Origin of the sequence: Streptomyces sp. LX-29 (genome assembly GCF_029541745.1) — a bacterium.
Lineage (GTDB): Bacteria > Actinomycetota > Actinomycetes > Streptomycetales > Streptomycetaceae > Streptomyces.
Map to the genome: position 1 here is coordinate 6,986,476 of NZ_CP089746.1, position 24,438 is coordinate 7,010,913.

8 protein-coding genes are annotated in these 24,438 nt (G+C 74.3%); 1 reads left to right on the forward strand and 7 read right to left on the reverse strand.

Features of this window, described 5'->3' with window-relative positions; genetic code table 11:
• Positions 1-236: 236 nt before the first annotated feature.
• From LRS74_RS29420 to LRS74_RS29450, 7 genes are all read right to left on the reverse strand, one after another.
• Positions 237-6,767, reverse strand: coding sequence for a type I polyketide synthase (locus LRS74_RS29420; RefSeq protein WP_277743831.1), 6,531 nt, complete (start codon positions 6,765-6,767; stop codon positions 237-239).
• A gap of 75 nt (positions 6,768-6,842) precedes the next feature.
• On the reverse strand, positions 6,843-8,207 hold the full coding sequence (locus LRS74_RS29425) for a beta-ketoacyl synthase N-terminal-like domain-containing protein (protein ID WP_277743832.1): 1,365 nt from the start codon (positions 8,205-8,207) through the stop codon (positions 6,843-6,845).
• Between the two features lie 284 nt (positions 8,208-8,491).
• Positions 8,492-9,550 carry an IPT/TIG domain-containing protein gene (locus LRS74_RS29430; RefSeq protein ID WP_277743833.1) on the reverse strand — a complete coding sequence of 353 codons (1,059 nt, stop codon included), beginning with the start codon at positions 9,548-9,550 and terminating at the stop codon, positions 8,492-8,494.
• A gap of 84 nt (positions 9,551-9,634) precedes the next feature.
• Positions 9,635-10,378, reverse strand: coding sequence for an IPT/TIG domain-containing protein (locus LRS74_RS29435; RefSeq protein WP_277743834.1), 744 nt, complete (start codon positions 10,376-10,378; stop codon positions 9,635-9,637).
• A gap of 664 nt (positions 10,379-11,042) precedes the next feature.
• On the reverse strand, positions 11,043-12,122 hold the full coding sequence (locus LRS74_RS29440) for a CapA family protein (protein WP_277744987.1): 1,080 nt from the start codon (positions 12,120-12,122) through the stop codon (positions 11,043-11,045).
• Between the two features lie 258 nt (positions 12,123-12,380).
• A complete protein-coding gene (locus tag LRS74_RS29445) occupies positions 12,381-14,438 on the reverse strand; it encodes a phospholipase C, phosphocholine-specific (protein ID WP_277743835.1) in 2,058 nt (685 codons plus the stop codon).
• Between the two features lie 175 nt (positions 14,439-14,613).
• Positions 14,614-15,354 (reverse strand): AfsR/SARP family transcriptional regulator, encoded by a 741-nt coding sequence (locus LRS74_RS29450; RefSeq protein WP_277743836.1) that lies wholly within the window; start codon positions 15,352-15,354, stop codon positions 14,614-14,616.
• 766 nt (positions 15,355-16,120) lie between these two features.
• On the opposite strand from LRS74_RS29450, the gene LRS74_RS29455 reads away from it, so the two are divergent.
• On the forward strand, positions 16,121-24,412 hold the full coding sequence (locus LRS74_RS29455; protein WP_277743837.1) for a type I polyketide synthase: 8,292 nt from the start codon (positions 16,121-16,123) through the stop codon (positions 24,410-24,412).
• Positions 24,413-24,438: the final 26 nt, after the last annotated feature.

Sequence of the window (24,438 nt, forward strand, 5' to 3'; positions counted from 1 at the left end):
GCCGTGAAGGAAGCGGGAAGAGTCCGGTGGAGGCATGTGTGATGACCGCAAAAGCGCGGAGGGGCTGCCCGGCCGCCGATAGCCGACGGCCGCCGCGACGATAACGGGCGGACGGCCGAAGGCGGGTGCGCGGGGTGCCGCGCGCGCGACGGCACGGCCCGTCCCACAAGGGGAAGCGGGCCGTGCCGCCGTGGTCGAGGCGCGGACCAGCGGGGCCGTGCCGGACCGGGAGCCGGTCAGGGCGGGGTGAGTTCCAGCCCCATGCGCTCGGCGAGCCCCTCGGCGAGCGCCGCCACCGTGGAATGCCGCCACACGAAATTCCCCGGCAATTGGATTTCCAGGTTCCTTTCCAGGATCGACCTCAGCTCCATCGCCAGCAGCGAATCGAATCCGAGCGCCTTCAACGGAATCTGTGGATCGAGGGAGGTGGCCCGCAACCGCAACACGGCACGGATATGGTCCGCCAGATAGATTTCCAGGGCGGCCCGGCGGCCCAGACCGACGGGGAGATCCTGCAGCCGGGCGCGAATCCCGTCGTCACGCGGCGGCCCGCCGTCACCCGTCCGTTCGGCGTCGGCCGGCCGCCCGTCGCCGTCCGGTCGATCGTCCCGGGTGAACAGACCGAAGAAGTCCGAACGCCGCCCCGCGGCGGGCACCCAGGTGTCCGGCTCGCCGGGGATGACGCCGGTCTGCGTCCGCCGATGGCGCAGCAGCAACTCCAGCGCCGTCAGGCCCTCCTCGGTGGAGAGGGTCCGATAGCCGCGGGCGGCGAAGTCGGTGGCGACACCGGTCTCGCCCCACGGACCCCAGTTCACCGCCAGCGTCGGCAGTCCGCGCGCGGAACGCCACGCGGCGAAGCCGTCCAGCCAGGAGTTGGCGGCGGCGTAGGCGCCCTGCCCCGGGTTGCCCAGCAGCGAGGCCATCGAGGAGAACACCACGAACCAGTCCAGTTGGCGGTCGGCCGTCACCTGGTGCAGCCGCCACGCGCCGACCGCCTTGGGCGCCCAGACCCGACGCAGCTGGTCGTCCCGGATGTTGACCACCGCGGCGTCCTCCAGCGCCATGGCGCAGTGCACGACCCCGTACAGCGGGGCTCCCTCGGCCTCGACCGCGGCCATGAGCCGTTCGCCGGTGCGCGCGTCGGCGATGTCGCCGAGGACGACGGTGATCCGGGTTCCGCCCGCGGTGAGTTCGTCCAGGAGTTCCGCGACGACCGGGGAGGGGCGACTGCGCCCGTTGAGCACGAGGTGCCCGGCCCCCCGGTCGGCGAGCCAGCGCGCGGTGGCCAGCCCCAGGCCGCGCAGCCCGCCGGTGACCAGATAGGCGCCGCCCGGCCGGACCGTCGGCGCCCCCTCCGGCAGCACCGCGGTCGCCTCGCCGCGCTCCGGGACGGTCAGCACCACCTTGCCGATATGACGGGCCTGCGCCATGTGCCGGAAGGCGTCGGTGGCCGCGGAGAGCGGGAACGCGATGCCCGGCAGCGACTTCAGCCGACCCGCCGCCACCTCGCCCAGCACCTCCCGCAGCAGGGCGGCGAAGGCGTCCGGGCGGGCCCGCTGCAGCTCGATCAGGTCCACGGTGCTGAGGGTGATGTTGTGGCGCAGCGGCGCGAGCCCCAGCGGGCTGTCCGCGAGGATGTCGCGCACGCCCAGCTCGACGAAGCGGCCGAACGGGCGGAGCGTCTCCAGACCGGCTCGGATCGCCGCCCCCGACAGGGAGTTGAGGACCACGTCGACGCCCTCGCCGCCGGTCGCCTCCCACACCTGGTCGCGGAAGTCCAGCGATCGGGAGTCCATCACCTCCGCGACGCCCATGGCGCGCAGACAGCGCCGCTTCTCCTCGCTGCCCGCGGTGGCCAGCACCTCGGCGCCCAGCGTACGGGCCACCTCGATCGCGGCCAGCCCGGTGCCGCCGGTCGCCGAGTGGATCAGCACCCGCTCGCCCGCCGTGAGCCGAGCGACCTCGCGCAGCGCGTACCAGGCGGTGAGGTACGCCACCGGCAGCCGCGCCGCCACGACGGGGTCGAGACCGGCCGGCAGCGGCGCGACGGCCGCGCTGGACACCGTGAGGAAGGAGCCGAAGGCCCCGCCCCGCAGGTCGACCGCCAACACCTGGTCACCGGGGCGGACCTCGGTCACCCCGGGACCGGTCGCGGTGACGACGCCCGCGCACTCGAAGCCGATCCGGTACTGGACGTCCCGGTCGCCGGGGAGCAGCCCCATGGCGGTGAGCACGTCGCGGAAGTTGAGCCCGGCGGCCTGGACGCGCAGCTCCACCTCGCCCTGGCCCGGCACCCGGCGCCCGACGGCGGCCAGCTCCAGACTCCCCAGGTCGCCGAGGTGGGCCGCCCGCAGCCGGAACCCGTCCAACCCGTACCGCACGGTCCGGGCGGCCGCCCCGGTCCGCTCCCACTCCGCCGGGGAGACGCGGCCGAGCCGGGAGACGTAGCGCTCCGTGCCGCGCAGCCCGACCTCGTCCGCCACCCCGTCACCGGCGAGTTCCGCGGCCACGCCGCGCAGCTCGGCGTCGGCCGGGTCGGCGTCCACCAGCGTCGCCCGGAGCTCGGGGTGCTCGAGCGCGAGTACGCGCACCAGTCCGCGCAGGGCGCTCGGCCCCAGGTCGGTCTCCTCGCCCGGGAGCACCGCGCGCGCCCCGCGGGTGACCGCGTAGAGCCGTGGCGGGGTGCCGGGCACGTCGGCGGCCACCTGGGCGAGGGCGACCAGGAACCGCGCGTGCCGCAGCCCGGCCACGGTCGGATCCTCGCCGGGGCGCGCCTCGCACAGCAGGGCCACGGAGCGCGGCGGCACCGAGCGGGTGGACAGCCGCCAGGCGAGGGTCTCCCGGAGGGACTCCACCGGCTCGTCCCCGTCCGGGCCGGTCCATACCTCCACCTGTGCCCCGGTCGCCTGCAGGGACTGTTCCAGCGTGCGCACCGAACTGCCGTTGCCGCCGGTGATCACCACGTCCTTGGGCGCGGTGCCCGGCGTCGACTCCCCGAGAGCGGCGGGCTGCCAGCCGGCCTGGAGGAACCAGTCCTCGGTCCGGTCGGGAGCCGGCTCGGTACGCCGGGCGAAGCGCAGGCCGTCGACGGCCAGCACCGGCCGGCCCGCCTCGTCCAGCAGGCGCACATGCCCCGTCACGGAGTCGGCCGCGGGGTCGACGAGACGCACCTGCCCGTAGACCGCGGTCGACGGATCGCCGAGGACCCGCACCGCCCGCATCCCCACCGGCAGGATCAGGGACGGCTCGGTCTCCGGGATCAGACAGGCCATGGGGAGTTGGGCGCAGAGGTCGACGAGCACGGGGTGCACGGCCAGCCCGTGCTCGGGCGCCCAGGCGGCCGCGGGCAGTTCGAGCCGCGCCCAGAAGCCGTCACCGCGGCGCGAGGCGTACAGCTCGGTGACGCCCTGGAACGCCGGACCGTGCACCAGGCCGCAGGCCCGCATGCTCGCGTACAGGGCGGCCGGGTCGAGCGACAGGGGGTGACGCTGCGCCAGGCTGTCCACCGACTCCGGCCGGGGCTGCCGCGGCACGGTGCGACGGTGTAGCTCGGCGGTGGCCTGCCGGACCCATCCGCCCTCCGGGTCGCGGCCGAAGATCTCACACCGGGCGCGGTCCGGCCCGGTGGGCGTCACCGTCGTGGCGACGGGGGTGAGCTCCGCCAGCCGCAGCAACTCCAGGAACCGGAGGTCGATCACGTCGATCTCCTCCGGTGGCGCGTCGAAGACCGCGCAGCCGCAGGTCAGCGCGAGGGCGTGGTGGGCCGCCCCGGGCAGGACGGTGGAGCCGTGCACCGTGTGGTCCGCCAACCACGGCAGTGCTCCGGTCCCGGCCTCGCCGCGCCAGTAGTGCACCGCCGGGTCGCCGGGAGCCTCCCGGCGGACGCCCGGCAGCGGCGCTCCCGTCCCGCCCTCCGCCGCCGGACTCGCGGCTGGTGCCGCCGTCGGCGTCGCCGCAGGTCCCGCCGCCGGTTCCGTCGCCGGGCCCGCCGCCAGCGGGGCGGGCGGCACCCAGTGGCGCTGCCGGTCGAAGACGATGGGCGGCACCTCGGCCAGTCGGCCGTCGCCGTAGAGGACGGTCCAGTCCACCGGCACACCGGCGCAGTGCAGCGCGGCCAACTGGGTGCGGAAGGTGGCACGTTCGGGCTCGCCGCGACGCAGCGTGGGCACCACCACGGCCGCGTCCGGCGGCCCGGGCAGGCTCCGCGCGAGGGAGTGGGCCACCACCGGGTGCGGGGAGACCTCCACGTACACCCGATGGCGATCGGCCGCGGCGGCGGCCAGCGCGGCGGTGAACCGGACCGGCCGGCGCAGGTTCGCGCACCAGTAGGCGGCGTCGAAGCCGGCCGGTTCCGTCGGCTCGTCCAACACGGTCGAGTAGAAGGGCAGCCCGGGCCGGCGGGGCTCCACTTCCGCGAGGGCCGCGGCCAGTTCCGGGAGCAGCGGGTCCACCTGGGGGGAGTGGGAGGCGACGTCGACGGCGATCATCGCGGCCGGAAGCGAGCGGGCCTCCCAGACGGCGACCAGCCGCTCGACCTGAGTGGTGTCCCCCGCGATCACCGTGGATCCGGGGGCGGCCAGCACCGCGACCGAGACCCCGTCGGCGCCCGCGGCCGTGAGTTCCTCCGCCACCTCCCGCGCCCCCAGCCCCACGGTCGCCATGGCCCCACTGCCGGCGATCCGCTCCAGCAGCGCGGAGCGGCGGCAGACCACCCGCACCCCGTCCGCCAGGGAGAGCCCGCCGGCCACCACGGCGGCGGCGACCTCGCCGAGGGAGTGGCCGATGACCGCGGCCGGTTCGACCCCATGGGCCCGCCACAGCGCGGCGAGCGCCACCTGGAGGGCGAACAGCGCGGGCTGCACCCGCCCGCACCCGTCGAGCGGGGCGCCGCGGCGGATCGCGTCGAGGACGCGCAGACCGCTCTCGGCGCGGATCAGCGCGTCGACCTCCGTCAGCGCCTCGGCGAAGGCCGGCTCCTCTGCCAGCAGCGCGCGCCCCATGCCCGGCCACTGCGATCCGTGCCCGGAGAACACCCACACCGGGCGCCGGACGACATCCGGTCCCACCCCGCCGGACACGGTACGGGGACCCGCTTGTCCCGCGGCGAACCCTCGCAGCTCGGCGACCAGTTCGCCGCGCGTGGCGGCCACCACGCCGAGTCTCCCCCGGCCGGGGCAGCGCCGCAGCGCGAGGGTGTGGGCGACGTCCCGCAGCGGCGCCTCGGCCCCGTCGTCCTCCAGCCAGTCCGCCAGTCGCCGGGCCGCGGTCGGCAGCGCGTCCGGCGAACCTGCGGGAACCAGGAAGACCTCGGGCCGCGGCGCGGCCTCGCGGTGGTCGGGGCGGTCGTGATGGTCGGGGCGGTCGGGGCCGTCCGAGCTGTCGTTGCGGTCGGCGCGGTCGTGGCGGTCGGCGCTGTCGGGGCGGTCGGGGCGCACCGCGCGGGGGAGCGGCCGGCGGGCCGGCGGCGCCTGCGCCAGCACGGCGTGCGCGTTGGTCCCGGAGAACCCGAAGGAGGAGACGGCCGCCAGGCGCGGCTCCGCGGGCGTCGGCCAGGGGGTGAGCGCCGTGGGCACGAAGAACCGGGTGCGCTCCGGCGAGAGGGCCGGATTCCACCGGGTGAAGTGCAGATTGGGCGGGATGAGGCCGTTTCCCAGACAGAGGATCGCCTTGATCAGTCCGGTCACCCCGGCGGCCGGTTCGAGGTGGCCGAGGTTGGTCTTGACCGAGGTGAGCGCGCAGCGATCACGCCCCTGCCCGTACACCGCGGTCAGTCCGGCGAACTCCGTCGGGTCGCCCAACGGGGTGCCGGTGCCGTGGGCCTCCACCATCCCGACCTCGCCGGGATCGACCCCGGCGCGGGCCAGCGCCTCCTCGTACAGGGCCTGTTGGGCGGCGGCCGAGGGGGCGGCGAGGCCGTCCGAGGCGCCGTCCTGGTTCACCGCCGTGCCGCGCACCACGGCCAGCACCCGGTCGTCGTCCCGCAGCGCCTCGCCGAGGCGCTTCAGTACGACGATCCCGCACCCCTCGCCGCGCACGAAGCCGTCGGCCGCCGCGTCGAAGCTGTGGCAGCGCCCGGTCGGCGAGAGCATGCCCATCCTGGCGAAGGAGCCGGTGACCCGCGTCCCCAGGGCGAGCGAGACGCCCCCGACCAGGGCGAGGTCGCACTCGCCGGAGCGCAGCGCCTGGCCGGCGAGGTGGAGCGCCACCAGCGACGACGAGCAGGCCGTGTCGAGCGCCAGGCACGGGCCGTGCAGCCCCAGCAGGTAGGAGATCCGGCCCGGGGCCACACAGTGGCCGTTGGTCAGCACGGAGCCCTCGAGGGACTGGGGGAGCTCGGCGAGCCGCTCCATGTAGTCGCCGTAGCTGAGCCCGACGAAGACCCCCGTCCGGGTGCCCTTCAGCCGGTCCGGGGCGAATCCTCCGTGCTCCAGGGCTTCCCACGCCACCTCCAGCAGCAGCCGGTGCTGTGGGTCGAGCACATCCGCCTCGCGACCGGACACGCCGAAGAAGCCGGCGTCGAAGCCGGACACGTCGCTCAGATAGCCGCCCTGGGCGACCGCGTCGGCGCCCCGGCGGTCGGGTTCCGGGGCCGGGTCCGGCAGCAGCTCGGGCCGGCCGGGTGGCGGCTCCCCCACGGCGTCCCGTCCGTCCCGCAGCAACTGCCAGAAGGCGGCGGGGGTGTCCGCTCCGCCGGGGAGCCGGCACCCCATGCCGACCACGGCGACATCCGTCATCGCATCGCCGGACCCTCGCGTGTGGTGGTCCATCGCGTCCTCTTTCCTCGTTCTCGGTTCCTCGCGGGGCGGCCGGCCACTGAGGGAGGGGCCGCCCCGCCGCCGCGGTCAGGCAGCATCCGGGCGACCCAGCAGGACGACGTGCTTCGCCCCGCCGACCTGGTAGTTGAAGTTGAGCGCGTAATCGAAGTCGAGCCGCCGCGGGTGGACGCCCGGCACCGGGTCGAAGGGCAGCCCCTCGACGGGTTGTTCGCAGTTGGCGGTCGGGCAGACCTCGCCGCGTTCCAGCATCAGCGTCGTCAGGGCGACGCCCAGGCAGCCGGCCGGTGCCCCGTTGTGACCGAAGCAGCCCTCCTGCGAGGACATCAGCGGCTCGACGCCCTCGCCGTACAGCTCGCGCACCGCGTTCGACTCGAAGGCGGTCACCACGACATTGCCGTCACTGCCGCCGTGGATGTACGGGATCTGCTCGATGCGCCACCGGTCGCCCAGGCACCTGCGCACGGCCGTCACCAGTTCGGCGCCGGACTCGTCGGCGGCGAGCGGGTTCCCCAGCCCGTCCCGGGTCAGGGCGGTGGCCAGGACCTGGCCGTAGGTGTAGGCACCGCGGCGCTCCGCGTGCTCGCGGCTCTCCAGGATCACGGTCGCCGCCCCCTCGCCGTGGTTGATGCTGCTCGCGCGGCGGTCGTACGGACGCATCAGCGACTCGAACGAGGGCACCAGGTCGGGCATGCCCTCGGCGTCGGGCACCACGTCGGCCCGTGCCACGTCGGCTCGCACCGTGTCGTACGCCGCCTGGGTGTCGCGCAGCAGACGCTGGATGTTCTGCAGCAGCCGCAGGTTGAAGACGTCCACCCCGGTGACGATCGCGAGGTCGACCTCGCCGTGGGCGATCATCCGACGGGCGTTGCCGATCTGGACGGCGGAGGAGGCGCAGCCGCAGGAGACCGTGAAGCACGGCCCCGTGGACCGGGCCAGGGCGGACTGGACGAGGGCGACGTCGGACGGGGTCATGGCCTGTTCGGCGGAGACGAACAGATCCATGGCCGCCAGCCCGCCCACCGCGTCGGGATCGGCGCCGAGCACCGACAGGTAGCTGTCGATGTTGGTGTCCACACTGCCGCGCCCGACCAGGATGGCGGCTTCCTGGAGATCGCCGGCGCGGTAGTTGAGTTGCCCGTCCGCGCAGGCTTCCGCCATGGCCATCAGGCCGAATCGATGGGCGGCGGTGTAATGCCGGGAGAAGAATTCCGGAATATCGGGGAGTCGTTCCTCGAACATCGCGGGAGTGAGGTTCACGGAGCCGAAGTAGACTTCGTCCCGGGCGAGACACGTGGCGCCCCGGGAGGCGATGTCCCACAACTCGGCCGCGGTACGGACCGGTTCGTGGATGCCAGGCAGGCAGAAGCCCATTCCGGTGACCATGACATCTCTGGCGTTTCCGGCGTGTCGGCCGGCCTCTTGTGTATTCATGGAGTGCCTCCGGGCGTGGGGGAATTACGCATGGATTCCCTCCTGCGGGGATGCGACTTCACCGAAGTACGGCTTGTCGCTGGGCGTTTGACTTTAACTTCGGTGGATGAGGTGAGGAAGGGAGTGAATGATGCGTAGGGGTGGTACGAGAAGGTATTCACGGGTGCGGCGAAAGAGGTTCTGGCAAAGGCCGGAGAGGACGGTGAAGAGAAGGTGGAGAAAGCAGGGAAAGGTGCCCTTCCCGTGGGGAAGGGCACCAGGGCGATGTCGGAGCCGGCCGGCCCTCAGATGGCGGGCGCCGGAAGATACGTATAGGAAATCCCGGAACCGACGCCTCCAGGGGTGGTGACGGTGATCGGCGCGGTGCCGCTCCCGGGCGGGACCACCGCGGTGAGCCGGGTGTCGGAGAGCACGGTGAAGGACGCCGAGGCGGAGCCGAACCGCACCGCGGAGGCCCAGGTGAGGCCGGTGCCGACGAGGGTGACGCTGTCGCCGCCGGACTGCGGGCCGCCGCCCGGGCTGACGGAGACGAGCACCGGGGCCGCGAGATAGCCGTAGCGGACCCCGTTGCTGACGCCGGCGGTCGTCTCGACGGTGATCTGCGCGGTGCCGATCCCCGGCGGGGCGACCGCGGTGATCGAGGTGTCGGACACGACGGTGAAGGACGGGGCCGGCACGCTCCCGAAGCGCACCGCGGTGGCCGTGGAGAGGTGGTGGCCGGTGAGCGTCACGGTGTTCCCGCCGCCGACGGGGCCCATGTCGGGACTGACACCGGTGAGCGTCGGCGCGCCCAGGTAGTAGTAGGGCAGGCCGTCGCTGACACCGCCCGGGGTGGTGACGGTGACCGCGACCGGGCCGACCACGCCGGGCGGCACGACGGCGCTGATGCGGGTCGCGGAGACCACGGTGAAGGAGGTCGCCGGGGCGGCTCCGAAGTGGACGGCCGTGGCCCCGGTCAGACCCGTCCCCGTCAGCGCGACGACGTTCCCCCCGGATACCGGGCCCGAGTCGGGGGTGATCGCGGTCAGCCGGGGGGCGGCCACGGTGAGGTAGGTGTAGGTGACGTTCTGGGTGCTCGTGCCGCCGAACAGCGTGCTCACGCTGACCCGGACGGTGCCGGTGCCGGGCGGCGTCACCGCGGTGATCCGTGAGGTGGACTCGACGGTGAAGCGGATGGCGGGCATCTGGCCGAACCACACCGCGGTGACCGCGCTGAAGCCCGAGCCGGTCAGCGTGACGAGCGCGCCGCCCGCGGCGGGGCCCGACGACGGGGAGACGGAACCGACGACGGGCCCTGCCTGCTGGGCGCTCTGACGGCCTGATGGATCGTGGAGCTCACGCATGGAATCCCTTTCCGGGGAGAGCCCCGGCCGGAGGGGGGTTGACCGGCCGGGGCTCGCTTTGCGGGGCCGTGGGCGGGCCTTGGGTCAGATGCCCGGTCCGGCGACGTAGGTGAAGGCGCCGACGCCGGTGGCGGTGCCGCCGGTGGTGGTCACCACCACGTCCACGGCACCCGCCGTCCCCGGCGGGGTGACGGCGGTCACGCTGGTGTCGGAGACCACCGCGAACGGCGCCGCGGTCCCGCCGAAGGTGACCGACTGGGCGGTGCCGAGCCCCGTGCCGGGGATGGTCACCGCGGTACCGCCGGACGTCGGCCCGGTACCCGGAAGCGGGGTGCCGATCGTGGGGATGTCCACATAGGTGTAGGACAGCCCGTTGTTGGTGCCGCCGAGCGTGGTGACGCTGACCGCCACCGGTCCGGCCGCGGCGCCCGCCGGCACCGTGACGCTGAGCTGGCTGTCGCTGAGCACCACCGGGGTCACCGCGTTGGCGCCGAAGTTCACCGCGGAGGCGGTGGACAGGCCCACACCGGTGAGGGTGACGGTGTTACCGCCTGCCGTGGGCCCGGACAGGTCGCTCAGCCCCGACTTGAACGGGGCGCCCACATAGTAGAAGGGCAGCGGATTGCTGACGCCGCCGAGCGTGACGACGGTGACGTCGACGACTCCGGTGCCGGAGGGCGAGATGACGGTGACCGAGGTGGCGGTGTTCGCGGTGATGGTCGCCAGCTTGGTGCCGAACTTCACCGACAGCGCGCCGCCGAGGTTGGTGCCGGTGATGGTGACCGTCGTTCCGCCGCCGGTCGATCCCTGATTGGGAGAAATGGGCATGGCCACTCCTTCTTTGGTTTCGGTGCGATGGGGGAATCCCGCGCGATGGAGGCGCGTTGGAACGGGGCGAAATCCGCCCGGCTGGCATCGTGCGCGCACGTCGAGGTGAAAGGACTCTCCGCCGCCGACGGTGTGCCGACGCCGCCACGGCCATGGGCCCGAAGCTCCCCGGACGCGGCGTGTGGTGCGCGCCAGCCGGCGACCCGCTAAGGTGCCGGCTGGCGCCTCCCAATCCTTTTCCGGGGACGCCCAGGTGACTTTCGGCGAGGCCGCCGCCCGATGCGAAGCAAAGGCGAGGGCAAGCCGAACGCCACTCCCCGGAAAGGATGGGCGACCCACCGGATTGGATGTGACAAGTAATCCATTCGGCTGTTACGCGGGGCAATAGTCGTGCGGCCCTGTCACCCGGATGGCGGGTCGTGACGCCTGGTGCGCCGTACTACCCCCGTGCCGTACGGCCGCGCAGCCCGCCGCCCCGGGCCGCCGCCCGCGCCCGGGCTCCGCGCCGGCATCGCCCGGCCTCCCACACCGGTCACGGCCTGCGGAGCGACGTCGCGGAGCCTGTGGCGCGCACCCCGGCGGCGGTCGGCGGGGGCGCACGCGTGGGCCCGAGGGCGCGTGGCCCCGAGGGGCGTGGAAGGGGGACGGTGTGGGTCGGAGTGGGTCAGCGGCCCATGGTGAGGCCGTCCCGGTCGGCGCCGCGGTCGAGGACGGCGTCGCGGACGGTCTTCAGAGCGGTGGAGTAGCGCACGTCGTCCGGGTGCTCGGCCAGGGCCTGGGGAAGGTTGACCACCCTGATGGGGTCGTTGTCGACCACGTACGGGATGAACTCCGCCTTCCGCACCGTCCATCCGGCGCCCCGCGCCGTGGCCGGGGCGAAGGTGAAGCGGGCGGCGGAGCCCATCTGGCCGCGGGGGTCGCCCATCACACCGGCGATCTGGTCGCCCATCCCGTAGACCACCCAGACGCCGTTGACCTTCTCGTACGCCTGGGGCACATGGGCGTGGGTGCCGATGATGAGGTCGATGTCGCGGTGGCCCCGGTCGGTCGAGGCGGTGAGCTCCCGGGCCACCGAGAGTTGGAGCTCGTCGGGGGCGCGCTGCCACTCGGTGCCCCAGTGCAGGCTCACCACCACCACGTCGGCTCCGGCCCGGCGGGCCGCCCGGGCGTCCCGGACGATCCGCTCCGGATCGATGAGGTTGACCAGCCAGGGTCGGCCCTCGGGAACGGGTATGCCGTTGGTGCCGTAGGTGTACGCCAGATGGGCGATCTCGGCGTCTCCCGCCTTCAGCAGCGTCCAGTCGCGCTCGCCGGCGGAGCGGGCGGTGCCGGCGTGCCGGAGGCCGGCCCGGTCCATGGCGTCGAGGGTGCGCCGCACCCCCTCGGCGCCGGCGTCCAACGTGTGGTTGGAGGCGGTGGAACAGGAGTCGTAGCCGGTGTCCCGCACCGACTGGGCGAGCTGCGGCGGGGTCTTGAAGGCGGGATAGCCGGTGAACGGGCCGCCGTCGGCGCCGTAGACCGTCTCCATATGGCATATCGCCAGGTCAGCCTCGCTGACCAGGGGCTGGGCCCCGGCGAGCATGCGCCGGAAGTCATACCCCTCGCCGCCCGCGTCGGCCCGCGCCTGACGGATCACCGAGGCGTGGACCAGGAGGTCGCCGGTGGCGAGCAGGGTGAAGTCCCGGCCGGCCGGCGCGGCCCGCTCCTGCGCGCGCTGGTGTACGGATCCGGCTTCGCAGGCCAGGGCTATGCCGAGCAGGAGCGCGGCGGCCGCCGGCGCGGTTCGGTGGCGGAGGGAGTGGGGCACGGGGCACGCCGCCTTTGGATGCGGACAGGAATGTCGATAATGAGATTTACGCACATAACGGCCTCCTTCGCTCCCTCGATGGCGCTCCGCATCCGCACGGGGCCGGGGCGGCGGTACGGAGCGCGGGGGCCGCCCCCGCGTACGCGCGGGAGCGGCCCCCTGGCCCCTGAACGGTTCGCGATCAGCCCACGGCCGTCACCCGGTGATGATCGCCGGGTCGCTCACGCCCGGCTCACCCGTCTCCACGTGTCCGGCGAAGCGCCGCAGGAACTTCTCGTCCGTGTCGGAGGCGATGGACAGGTCGTACCAGCGCCTGCCGCGGCGCGGCTCCACCGTGTGGGTCACGGTGCGGCCCGCGCGCACCCGGAAGGTCTCGCTCCGGCCGGTGTAGGCGTCGGTGAGGGTGAGATGGGCGTCGACCGTGCCCGGGTTGGTCATGGTGAGCCTGAGCCGGCCGCCGCGGGCGTCGTGACGGGCGGTGACCTCGGGGTCGGTCGCCGAGCCGTCGCCCCTGAAGGTGCGCAGGAAGCCGTTCGGGCCGTGCACCGTCAGGTCGTAGACGCCCCGGGAGTAGGCGGTGTTCCAGGTGTCGGAGATCTTCTTGCCGGCCTCGGTGGTGTAGGTCCACGGGCCGTCGGTGCGGTTGCCGGAGGTGACGGTGAAGCAGGCGCCCGCCTTCTCGCCTCCGCTGAAGGTCAGCGTGAAGCGGCCGGTCGACGGGGTCGCGGAGCCGTCGGTCAGCGGGGCGTACGTCAGCGGGCGGGTGCGCCGGGAGCCCTTCTCCTGCTTGGGCATCGAGGGGTTGGCCGGCGGCGTGGGCGAGTAGTCGGGGTGCCGCTTGTCGTCGATCGGCTCGTACGCGTCGGTGTCGGGGAGCTCGGCCGGCCGGGTCCGCGGGTGCTCGAAGTCGAAGGCCGAGGTCAGGTCCCCGCAGATGGCGCGGCGCCAGGGCGAGATGTGCGGCTCGACCACGCCGAAGCGGCGCTCCATGAACCGGATGACGGAGGTGTGGTCGAAGGTCTCCGAGCAGACGTAGCCGCCCTTGCTCCACGGCGAGACGACCAGCATCGGCACCCGCGGGCCGAGGCCGTACGGACCGGCCGGTCGCTTGCTGTCGCCCGGGTAGAGGTCGAGGGAGACGTCGACCGTGGACTTGCCCCGGGACGCGTCCTTCGGCGGGAGCGGCGGCACCACGTGGTCGAAGAAGCCGTCGTTCTCGTCGTACGTGATGAACAGGGCCGTCTTCGCCCACACCGCCGGGTTGGAGGTGAGCGCGTCCAGGACCTGGGCGATGTACCAGGCGCCGTAGTTCGAGGGCCAGTTGGAGTGCTCGCTGAACGCCTCGGGGGCCGCGATCCAGGAGACCCGCGGCAGCTTGCCGGCCTTGACGTCCGCCTTCAGTCGGTCGAAGTAGCCGTCGCCGTTCTTGACGTCGGTGCCGGTGCGGGCCTTCTCGTACAGCGGGTCGCCCGGCTTGGCGTCGCGGAAGGTGGTGAAGTAGAGCAGCGAGTTGTCGCCGTAGTTGCCGCGGTAGGCGTCCTCGATCCACCCCCAGGAGCCCTTGGCGTCCAGGCCGTCGCCGATGTCCTGGTAGACCTTCCAGGAGATGCCGGCCTTCTCCAGACGCTCGGCGTAGGTCGTCCAGCCGTACCCCAGCTCGTCGTTGCCGAGGACCGGGCCGCCGCCCTTGCCGTCGTTGCCGGTGTGGCCCGTCAGCATGTAGTAGCGGTTCGGGTCGGTGGAGCCGATGAACGAGCAGTGGTAGGCGTCGCAGACGGTGAAGGCGTCGGCGAGCGCGTAGTGGAAGGGGATGTCCTCACGGGTCAGATACGCCATGGTCGTGGTGCCCTTGGCGGGCACCCACCTGTCGTACGCGCCCCCGTTGTAGGCGGCCTGGCCGTCGGTCCAGCCGTGCGGCAGACCCTCCAGGAACCGCATGCCCAGGTCGTCGGCGTCCGGGTGGAACGGCAGCAGGTCCTTGGTGCCGTCCGACTGGTGCCAGATGGACTTGCCGTTCGGCGTCGTCACCGGGCGCGGGTCGCCGAAGCCCCGCACGCCCTTGAGCGCGCCGAAGTAGTGATCGAAGGAACGGTTCTCCTGCATCAGGACGACGATGTGCTCGACGTCCTCGATGGTGCCGGAGCGGCGCGTGGCGGGAATGGCGGCGGCGCGGTCGATGCTGCTCGACAGGGCCGAGAAGCCCGCGGTCGCGCCGGCGATCTGGAGGAAGCGCCGCCGATTGTGATCGGACATGAGACGGGGACCTCGTGGTGTGCGGGGACGGGGGTCAGCTGGAGCGTTCCCAGCGCAGCGAGTTCCAAGGAAGCGGTGGTGTCGCGGACATGGCGAGCGGCCGTACGCCAGGCGAACAGCGTCGCCGTGCACGGTGGTTCTCCCCGCGCGGTCCGCGGGGAGCACGGTGTGGGGATCAGCCGACCGGCCCCGGGGAGACCGGGCTGGCCGCCGAGGCGCCGCGGAGGATGGTGCCGAACAGCTCCTGGAGCTCGGGTCCCGGGTCGACGCCGTACTCGTCCGCGAGCAGGGTCCTGGTCTGGTGGTACACCTTGAGCGCCTCGGCCTGCCGGCCGGCGCGGTAGAGGGCCTGCATGTGGAGCCAGCTCAGCCGCTCCCGGGTGGGGAACTTCTGGCTGACCGTGGCCAGATCGGCGGCGATCACCGAGGGGTCCCGGCCGTGCAGCAGCTCAGCCTCCCAGCGGCTCTCCAGGGCCAGCAGTCGCAGCTCCTCCAGCCGGGCGGCGGCGTGCGCGGCCGGTTCGTAGTCGCGCATCTCCGCGTAGGGGGAGCCGCGCCACAGCGCCAGGCATGTTTCGAGCGTGGCGCCGGCCCGCTGGAGCTGCCCCGTCAGCAGCAGCCGTCGCCCGTCCCGCAGCAACTGTTCGAAGCGGCAGGCGTCGATGAGATCGGTGTCCACGTCCAGCACATAGCCGGAGGGCTCGCGCCGCAGGATCTGGTTCCGGCTCCTGGGCGGGCTGTTCGGCTCCAGCTTGCGCCGGAGGTTGGAGACGTAACTGTGCAGGTTCGCCATCGCCGCGCGGGGCGGATTCTGCGGCCAGACGGCCTCCTTGAGCCGCTCCGGCGCGACCACCTGCCCCGGAGCCAGCAGCAAAGCCGACAGCACCGCACGCTGCCGGGCCGGTCCGAGCTCCACCGGACGCTCCCGAGACCACACCTGTAGTGGGCCGAGAACGCGGACATCCAACGTTAAGGCTGAAGCCACCAAGTACCCCCGCTCCAGTCGCGACTGAACAACGGTCGTAGTGCGCGACGACATGACGTACCGCTCCGAGCTGGCGCTGGACCATCGCTTGCACGGCTGCCTCGCACGACGATCAAAGCGCACGTTTGTGGCATATCCAAGACCGCCAGTGTGCCTTGGATATGCCGGATGGGTCGGCTTTCGCCGGGAATCGATCGCGGCCGACGGTCGTTCCGTCGGGCTGTAACGGCGTGGGCGGGCTAAACGTGAGTAACGACACTCCAGTTCGATGCCACATCGTGGAGGCGATCACCGCCGGGTGGCGTCCGGCCGACGTCGCGGCCGCTCGTCCAGCCGACCTCGGCGTCGATCGTCCGGCCGCCGCCGAGGGCCGGGGCGCTTCCCGGGGGAGGCACCTCAATTCCCTTCCGCTTCTCATGACCACCGTTTTCCCCGGTTTTTGTTTCTCGTTGGTGGTCGACGTCGTCGCGGGGCGCGTTCAAGACGGCTCCAAGACGGCTCCAAGTCGGCGCCAAGAACCCGGAGGTAAGGTTCCGGATGCCGGGTGGGGGATCTCGTCTGAAATCACTTCCATGACATCGGGAAACATGCGGAAGAGCGTGCCCAGAATCCGACGCTGAGCACTTCCCTCGCAGGGGCGGTCGAGTGACGGCGAGGAACCGATTCGATGCGTACATCGAAAGGCGTGGCGTCTGAGATGAGCGAATTAGCGGGGGACCCGATAGTGGTCGTCGGGGCGTACGGCGAACTGCCCGGAACGGCGCGGCCCGAGCCCTTCGACGCCGCCTTCTTCGGGCTGTCGGCCGAGGCAGGCGCGGCCGCGGGGCCGGAGGAGCGGCTCATGACGCGGCTCGGCTGGGCCGCTCTGGAAAACGCGGGAATCGTGCCCGAAACGCTCGGGGGCGCGGCTGTGGGCGTGTTTATCGGCGGCCCCGGCGGGGATTCGGTGGCGAGTCTGCTCTCTGCCGTGTGGGGCGCCCGGGGCGCGTGTTCGTCCGTTGCCCCCACCACCCACTCCACGCACTCCGCGATCGCTTCCGCGGTGACCCGCGCGGTGGCGAGCCTGCGCCACGGGGATTCGGATATCGCGCTCGCCGGGGCACTCCGTCCCGGCGTCATTCCGGGCGGCGGATTCGTCATTCTGAAGCGATTGTCACGGGCCGTGGCGGACGCGGACCGGATCCACTGTCTGATCGATGCCGCACCGCCCGCCGATACCGACACGGAGCTCGCCGCCGACGCCGACAGCGGCACGGAGCTCGCAGCCGACACCGTTACCGGTACGGAGCTCGACGCCGACACCGACAGCGGCACGGGTCTCGGCGAGAGCGCCACCGGCGGAGCCACCGAGGGCGGTGCCGACACCGCCGTCGCCGCGCTGCTCGACGCCGTCGCGCTGCTGGCGCGGGGCGGCACCCCGGAGCGGGCCGTGGCGGGCCTCACCCTCATCGGGTACGAGGCGGGCCTCCCGACGGGAGCGCTCCTTCCGGCCGGGACGGACCGGCCCACCGAGGCGGACCGGCCCACCGAGGCGGACCGGCCCACCGAGGGGGACCGGCCGACCGAGCCGGATCGCGCGGACGAGGCGGCGTCCGGCCGGCCGGCGACCGCCGCGTTCCCGTGGATCCTCTCCGCCCGGAGCGAGGCGGCGCTGCGCGCCCAGGCCGAGCGGCTGCGGGAGCACATCGGCACCCGTCCCGACCCGCGGCCGGCGGACATCGCCCTCTCCCTGGCCACCACCCGCACCCTCTTCGACCATCGCGCGGTGCTGCTCGCCGAGGGCCGCGCGGACGCGCTCGACGGGCTCGGCGCCCTGGCCCGCGGCGAGGCGGCCCGGAACCTCGTGCGCGGCGCGGCCGCCGAGGGCCACCGGGTGGCGTTCGTCTTCCCGGGCCAGGGGTCGCAGTGGCAGGGCATGGCCCTGGAACTCCTCGACGCCTCCCCGGTCTTCCGGGACCACCTGCTGGCCTGCGCCGACGCCCTCGCACCCCACACCGACCACGCGCTGCTGGACGTGCTGCGCGGCACCGGGGGAGCGCCGCCGCTGGAGGCCGTCGAGGTCGTCCAGCCCGCGCTCTTCGCGGTGATGGTGTCGCTTGCGGCCCTGTGGCGGTCCTACGGGGTGGAGCCGGCCGCCGTGGTGGGCACCAGCCTGGGCGAGATCGCCGCCGCCCATGTGGCCGGCGCGCTCTCGCTGGACGAGGCCGCCAGGACGGCCGCGCGCTGGAGCCTGGCCCAGTCGCGGCTGACCGGCCGTGGTGACCTCGCCTCCGTGCTGCTCCCGCGGGACGAGTTGGCCCCGCTGCTGGCGCGCTGGCCGGGCCGGCTGCACCTCGCCGGGGTCAACGGCCCTCGCTGGACGCTGGCCTCCGGCGAGCGCGAGGCCGTGGGCGAACTCCTCGGCGAGCTGGCCGCGCGCGGCGTGCGCGCCCGGAGGATGAGCAACGGGCTGGCCGCGCACTCCCCCCAGCTGGAGCTGGTCCGCGACGAGCTCCTCGGCGGCCTCGCCGACCTCGCCCCCCGCTCCTCGGACGTGCCCTTCTACTCCTCGGTGACCGGGGAGCGGCTGGACACCGCGGAGCTGGACGCCGGCTACTGGTACCGCAACATCGCCCAGGAGATCCGGTTCGAGCCCGCCACGCGCGCCCTGCTGGCGGCCGGTCACACGGCCTTCGTCGAGGTGAGCCCGCACCCGGTGCTGACCGTCGGCGTGCAGGAGACCGTCGAGGCCGCCGACCCCGCGCGGAGCACCGTCGTCGTGGGCTCCCTCCGCCGCGATCAGGGCGGCCTGGACCGCTTCCACGCCTCCCTCGCGGAGGTCCACGTCCACGGCGTCGACGTCGACTGGGCCCCGGCCCTCGAGGGCACCGGCGCCCGGCGGGTGGAGCTGCCGACGTACCCGTTCCACGCGGACGTCGACACGATCGCCGACAGTGGCGCGGCCGTCGTCCCGACGGCGGCGGGGGAGCCCGGCGCCGCGCGGTCGCGGCTGGCGCGCCGGCTGGTCGGTCTGGCCGAGGGGGAGCAGCGCCGCGTGCTGCGGGAGCTGGTCCGCACGCACGCCCTGTTCTTCCTGGGGCGCGCCGCGGGGGACGCGGGGGACGCCGACCGGTCCTTCCGGGAGCTGGGCTTCGACTCCGTGACGGGGGTGGAGCTGCGCAACCGGCTCAACGAGGCCACCGGGACGACCCTGCCCGCCACCGCGATCTACGACCACCCCACCCTCGACTCCCTGGTCGACCGGGTCCGCGCGGAGCTGCTGGGGCTCGACCACGCGGCGGCCGACCAGGCGCCGACGGTGCGCGGCCGGGCTGCCGAGGACGAGCCGATCGCCATCGTCGGCATCGGCTGCCGACTGCCCGGTGACGTCCGCACCCCCGAGGACCTGTGGCGGCTGGTGGCCGACGGCCGTGACGCGGTCTCCGCGTTCCCCGCCGACCGCGGCTGGGACGAGGAGCTGTACGACCCGGACCCCGAGCGGTCCGGCAAGTCCTACGCCCGGGAGGGCGGGTTCCTGCACGACGCGAGCCTGTTCGACGCCGCCTTCTTCGGGATCAGCCCGCGCGAGGCGCTGGCCATGGAGCCGCAGCAACGGCTGCTGCTGGAGACCGCGTGGGAGGCGTTCGAGCGCGCGGGTGTCGACCCGGGCACCCTGCGCGGCAGCCAGACCGGCGTGTTCGTCGGGGCGATGAGCCAGGACTACGGCCCGCGGCTGCACGAGCCCGCCACGGGCGTCGAGGGGCATCTGCTGACCGGAGGCACCGCCAGTGTGCTGTCGGGCCGGCTCAGTTATGTCTTCGGGCTGGAGGGGCCGGCGGTCACGGTCGACACGGCGTGCTCCTCCTCGTTGGTGGCGTTGCATCTGGCGTGCCAGGCGCTGCGGCGCGGGGAGTGCGAGCTGGCGTTGACCGGCGGGGCGGCCGTGATGGCCTCGCCGGGGATGTTCGTGGAGTTCAGCCGGCAGCGCGGGCTGGCGCCGGACGGCAGGTGCAAGGCGTTCTCCGCGACCGCCGACGGCACCGGCTGGAGCGAGGGCGTGGGGGTGCTCCTGGTGGAGCGGCTCTCGGACGCCCGGCGGAACGGGCATCCGGTGCTCGCGGTCGTCCGCGGTTCGGCCATCAACCAGGACGGCGCCAGCAGCGGACTCACCGCCCCCAACGGCCCCTCCCAGCAGCGGCTGATCCGACGCGCCCTGGCGGACGCCGGGCTGACCCCGGCCGACGTCGACGCGGTGGAGGCCCACGGCACCGGAACGAAGCTGGGCGATCCGATCGAGGCCCAGGCCGTGCTGGCCGCCTACGGGCAGGACCGCCCGGCCGGCCGCCCGCTGTGGCTCGGTTCGCTGAAGTCGAACATCGGGCACGCCCAGGCCGCCGCCGGGGTGGCGGGCGTGATCAAGACGGTGATGGCGATGCGGCACGGCGTACTGCCGCGCACCCTGCACGTGACCGAGCCCTCGCCGCACGTGGACTGGTCCAGCGGCGCCGTCGAGCTGCTGACGGAGGAGCGGCCCTGGCCCGAGACCGGCCGGCCGCGTCGGGCGGGCGTCTCCGGATTCGGGATCAGCGGCACCAACGCCCATGTGATCCTGGAGCAGGCGCCGCCCGAGGAGCCGCCCGCGCCCGGACCGGCGGATTCGGCGGTGGTGCCCTGGCCCGTCTCCGCCCGGACTCCCGAGGCGCTGCGGGCGCAGGCCGAGCGGCTGCGGGACGCGGTGCTCGCCCACCCCGAATGGGACCCGGCCGAGGTCGGCTGGTCGCTGGCCACCACGCGGGCGGCGTTCGAACAGCGCGGCGTGGTCATCGGCCGGCACCGGTCGGAGTTCCTGAGTGGCCTCGGCGCCCTGGCCGGCGGCGCGGTCGCCCCCCACGTGGTGACGGGACAGGTGGCGGGTCGTGGTGGGGCGGTGTTCGTCTTCCCCGGTCAGGGGTCGCAGTGGGTGGGTATGGCGGTGGAGTTGTGGGATTCCTCCGTGGTGTTCCGGGAGCGGATGGCGGCGTGTGGTGAGGCGTTGGCGCCGTATGTGGACTGGTCGTTGGAGGGGGTGCTGCGCGGCGGGGACGGCGCGCCCTCGTACGACCGGGTGGATGTGGTACAGCCGGTGCTGTGGGCGGTGATGGTGTCCCTGGCGGAGTTGTGGCGTGCGTACGGCGTTGAACCGGCCGCGGTCATCGGGCATTCGCAGGGGGAGATCGCCGCGGCCTGTGTGGCGGGCGCGCTGTCGTTGGAGGACGGCGCGAAGGTGGTCGCCCTGCGCTCGCGGGTGATCCGGGACCGGCTCTCCGGCCTCGGCGGGATGCTGGCGGTGTCCCTGGGCGCCGAGGCGGCGACGGGGCTCGCGGCCCGGTACGGCGAACGGGTCTCGGTCGCGGCCGTCAACGGCCCCCTGTCGACCGTGCTCTCCGGCGTCCCCGAGGCGCTGGACGAACTGATCGCCCACTGCGAGGCCCAGGGGGTGCGGGCCCGGCGGCTGCCCGTGGACTACGCCTCCCACTCCGCGCAGGTGGAGACGGTCCGTACGGAGATCCTCCAGGCGTTGGCGGGCATCGCCCCGCGCAGCGCGCCGGTGCCCTTCTACTCGACCCTCACCGGAAAGCCCGCCGACGGCACCGAGCTGGACCCGGAGTACTGGGTCCGCAATCTGCGCCACACGGTGCGCTTCGCCCCGGTGGTGCGCGACCTGCTGGCCGAGGGGCGCCACGCCTTCATCGAGTGCAGCCCGCACCCGGTGCTGACGGTGGGCGTCGAGGAGACCGCGGAGGAGGCGGGCCGGACCGCGGTGGCCGTGGGTTCGCTGCGCCGTGACGAGGGCGGTGGGCCGCGGTTCCTGACCTCGGTGGCGGAGGCGCACGCCCGGGGGGTGGACGTCGACTGGGCGCCGGCCTTCGGCGGCGGCGCCGATGGCACGGATCGCGGCGCGGACCGCGGCGCGGGCCCCGGCACGGATCGGCGCACGGACGCCGGCGCGGATCGGGGCACGGACGCCGGCGCGGATCGCGGCGCGGACGGCGGTGCCGGCGCCGCCGGTGGCCGCGGGCCGGCGCGGCGGCGGGTGGCGCTGCCGACGTACGCCTTCCAACGGGAGCGGTTCTGGGTGGACACCACCGCGGCCGCGGGCGATGTGCGCGCGGCGGGCCTGCGCGCGGCCGACCACCCGCTGCTGACCGGGGAGTTGGGGCTGGCCGACGGTGACGGGGTGGTGTTCACCGGCCGGCTGTCGCTGGAGGCGTATCCGTGGCTGGCGGATCACGCGGTGTGGGGTCTGGTGCTGGTGCCGGGGACGGCCTTCGTGGAGCTGGCGCTGTCGGCCGGTGGCCGGGTGGGCTGTGACCGGTTGGAGGAGCTGACGCTCCAGGCGCCGTTGGTGCTTCCGGAGCGCGGCGCGGTGCAGGTGCAGGTGCGGGCGGGCGGCGCGGACGAGGCCGGCCGACGGCCCGTCACCGTCTCCTCCCGCCCGGACGGCGGCCCGGCGACCGGCGGTCCGGAGGCCGAGGCGTCGGCGGAGGGCGCGGAGCGGCCGTGGGTGCGGCACGCCGTCGGCGTGCTGACCGCGAACGACGACGCACCGGCGCCCCCGGCCGACGCCCCCTGGCCGCCGCCGGGCGCCGAACCCCTCGCCCTCGACGGCGCCTACGAGCGGCTCGCCGGGCTGGGCTTCGAGTACGGGCCGGTGTTCCAGGGGCTGCGGGCCGTGTGGCGCCGCGGCGGCGAGGTCTTCGCCGAGGTCCGGCTCGACCCCGAGCAGCACAAGGACGCCGCCCACTTCGGCCTGCATCCGGCCCTGTTGGACGCGGCGCTGCACGCCGCGCTGCTGGACGGGGTGGAGGCGGTGCGGCTGCCGTTCTCCTGGACCGGAGTGACCCCGCACGCCACCGCCGCCACCGCGCTGCGGGTCCGGCTGGCGCCGAGCGGACCGGACACGATGGCTGTCACGGCGACCGACGACACCGGCCGGCCGGTGCTGTCCGTGGCCTCCCTGACGCTGCGGTCGGCCACCCCCGAGCAGGTCAGCGCCGCCGTGAGCCTGCCCCACGACACCTTGTACACCGTCGAGTGGACCGCGCCCGCGACCGGGGCGGGCGGTGGCTCACCCGCGTCGGCCACCCGGCTCGCGGCGCTCGGCCGGCACGGCGAGCAACTCGGCGAACGGCTGCGCGCCACCGGTGTCGACATGCCCGCGTACGCCGACCTGGCGGCGCTGGCCGAGGCCGTCGCCGCCGGGGCGCCGGCCCCCGACCTCGTCCTCGCCCCCCTGCCGCCCGCGGACGAGACGGGGCCCGGCGTCGTCCACGCCGCGACCCGCCGCGCCCTCGACCTGGTGCGGTCGTGGCTCGCCGACGAGCGCTTCGCCGCCGCCCGGCTGGTGCTGCTCACCCGGGGCGCGGTGGCCGCCGGGCCGGAGGAGGACGTGCCGGATCTCGCCCACGCCGCGCTGTGGGGCCTGGTGCGCTCCGCGCAGTCCGAGACCCCGGACCGGCTGGTGCTGGTGGACACCGACGACCGCGACGAGTCCTACGCGGCCCTGCCGGTGGCGCTGGCCTCCGGGGAACCGCAGCTCGCGGTGCGTGCCGGCCGGGTGAGCGCCGCGCGGCTCGCCAGGGCCGAGCGCGCCCCCGCCCCCGCCGGCGCCCCGGCCTTCGGCGGCGACGGCACCGTCCTCATCACCGGCGGCACCGGGCTGCTGGGCGGTCTCCTCGCCCGTCACCTGGTCGCGGCGCACGGCGTACGCCGGCTGCTGCTGATCAGCCGTCAGGGGCCCGCGGCCGAGGGCGCCGACCGGCTCCGGGCGGAGCTGGGCCACCTGGGCGCGGAAGCCACGGTGGTGGCGTGCGACGCGGCCGACCGCACCGCGCTCGCGGAGCTGCTCGAGACGGTGCCCGCGGAGCATCCGCTCACCGCGGTGGTGCACACGGCCGGTGTGCTGGACGACGGCGTCATCGGCTCGCTGACGCCCGAGCGGCTGGCCGGGGTGCTGCGCCCGAAGGTGGACGCGGCCTGGAACCTGCACGAGCTGACGCGTGACGCGGAGTTGTCCGCCTTCGTGCTCTTCTCCTCGGCCGCCGGGGTGCTGGGCAACGCCGGCCAGGGCAGCTACGCGGCCGCCAACACCTACCTGGACGCGCTGGCGCACCACCGCCGCGCGGCCGGAGCCCCCGCGGTCTCCCTCGCCTGGGGCCTGTGGGAGCAGTCCAGCGGCATGACCCGGCACCTGGACGAGAGCGATGTGCGCCGGCTGGGGCGCAGCGGCCTGCTGCCGCACTCCAGCGCCCACGGTCTGGAGCTGTTCGACGCCGCGGTGGCCGCCGGCCGGGCGCTGCTGGTCCCGGCCCGGCTGGACATCGCGGGGTCGCGCGGGCAGGCCGGGGTGGCGCCGCTGCTGCGCGGCCTGGTGCGCGCCCCGGCGCGGCGCGGCACCGGCTCGGAGTCGGCCGAGGCGCTGAAGCGCCGGCTCGTGGGCCTGCCCGGGGCCGAACAGGACCGGGTGCTCCTCGCACTCGTACGGCAGCACGTCGGCGCCGTGCTGGGCCACGCCACCCCGGAGACCCTCGACGCGGAGCGCGGATTCCTCGATCTGGGCCTGGACTCGCTCACCGCGCTGGAGTTCCGCAACCGGCTCAGCGCCGCCACCGGACATCGACTGCCCCCCACCCTGATCTTCGATCACCCGACCCCGGCCGCGGTGGGGCGGCACCTGCGGGAGCACCTCTCCTCGGCGGAGAGCGGCGGATCCGGCGGCGCGGCGGACGCCGCGGCCCGCTCCGGGTCCCACCCCGACGCGGCGGACGGGACCACCGAGGCGGAGTTCCGCAGGGCCCTGGCCGCCATTCCGCTGGCCCGCTTCCAGGAGGCGGGGCTGGTGGGGACGCTGCTGCGGCTCGCCGGCCCGGACGAGGCCGCGTCCCCCGAGGCGGACGAGGACGCCGGCGCCAGCTCCCTGGACACGATGGACGTGGCAAGTCTGGTCCGGGTGGCGCTCGGTGACGAGTGACCCCCCACGCTCGACGACGAGCGGTC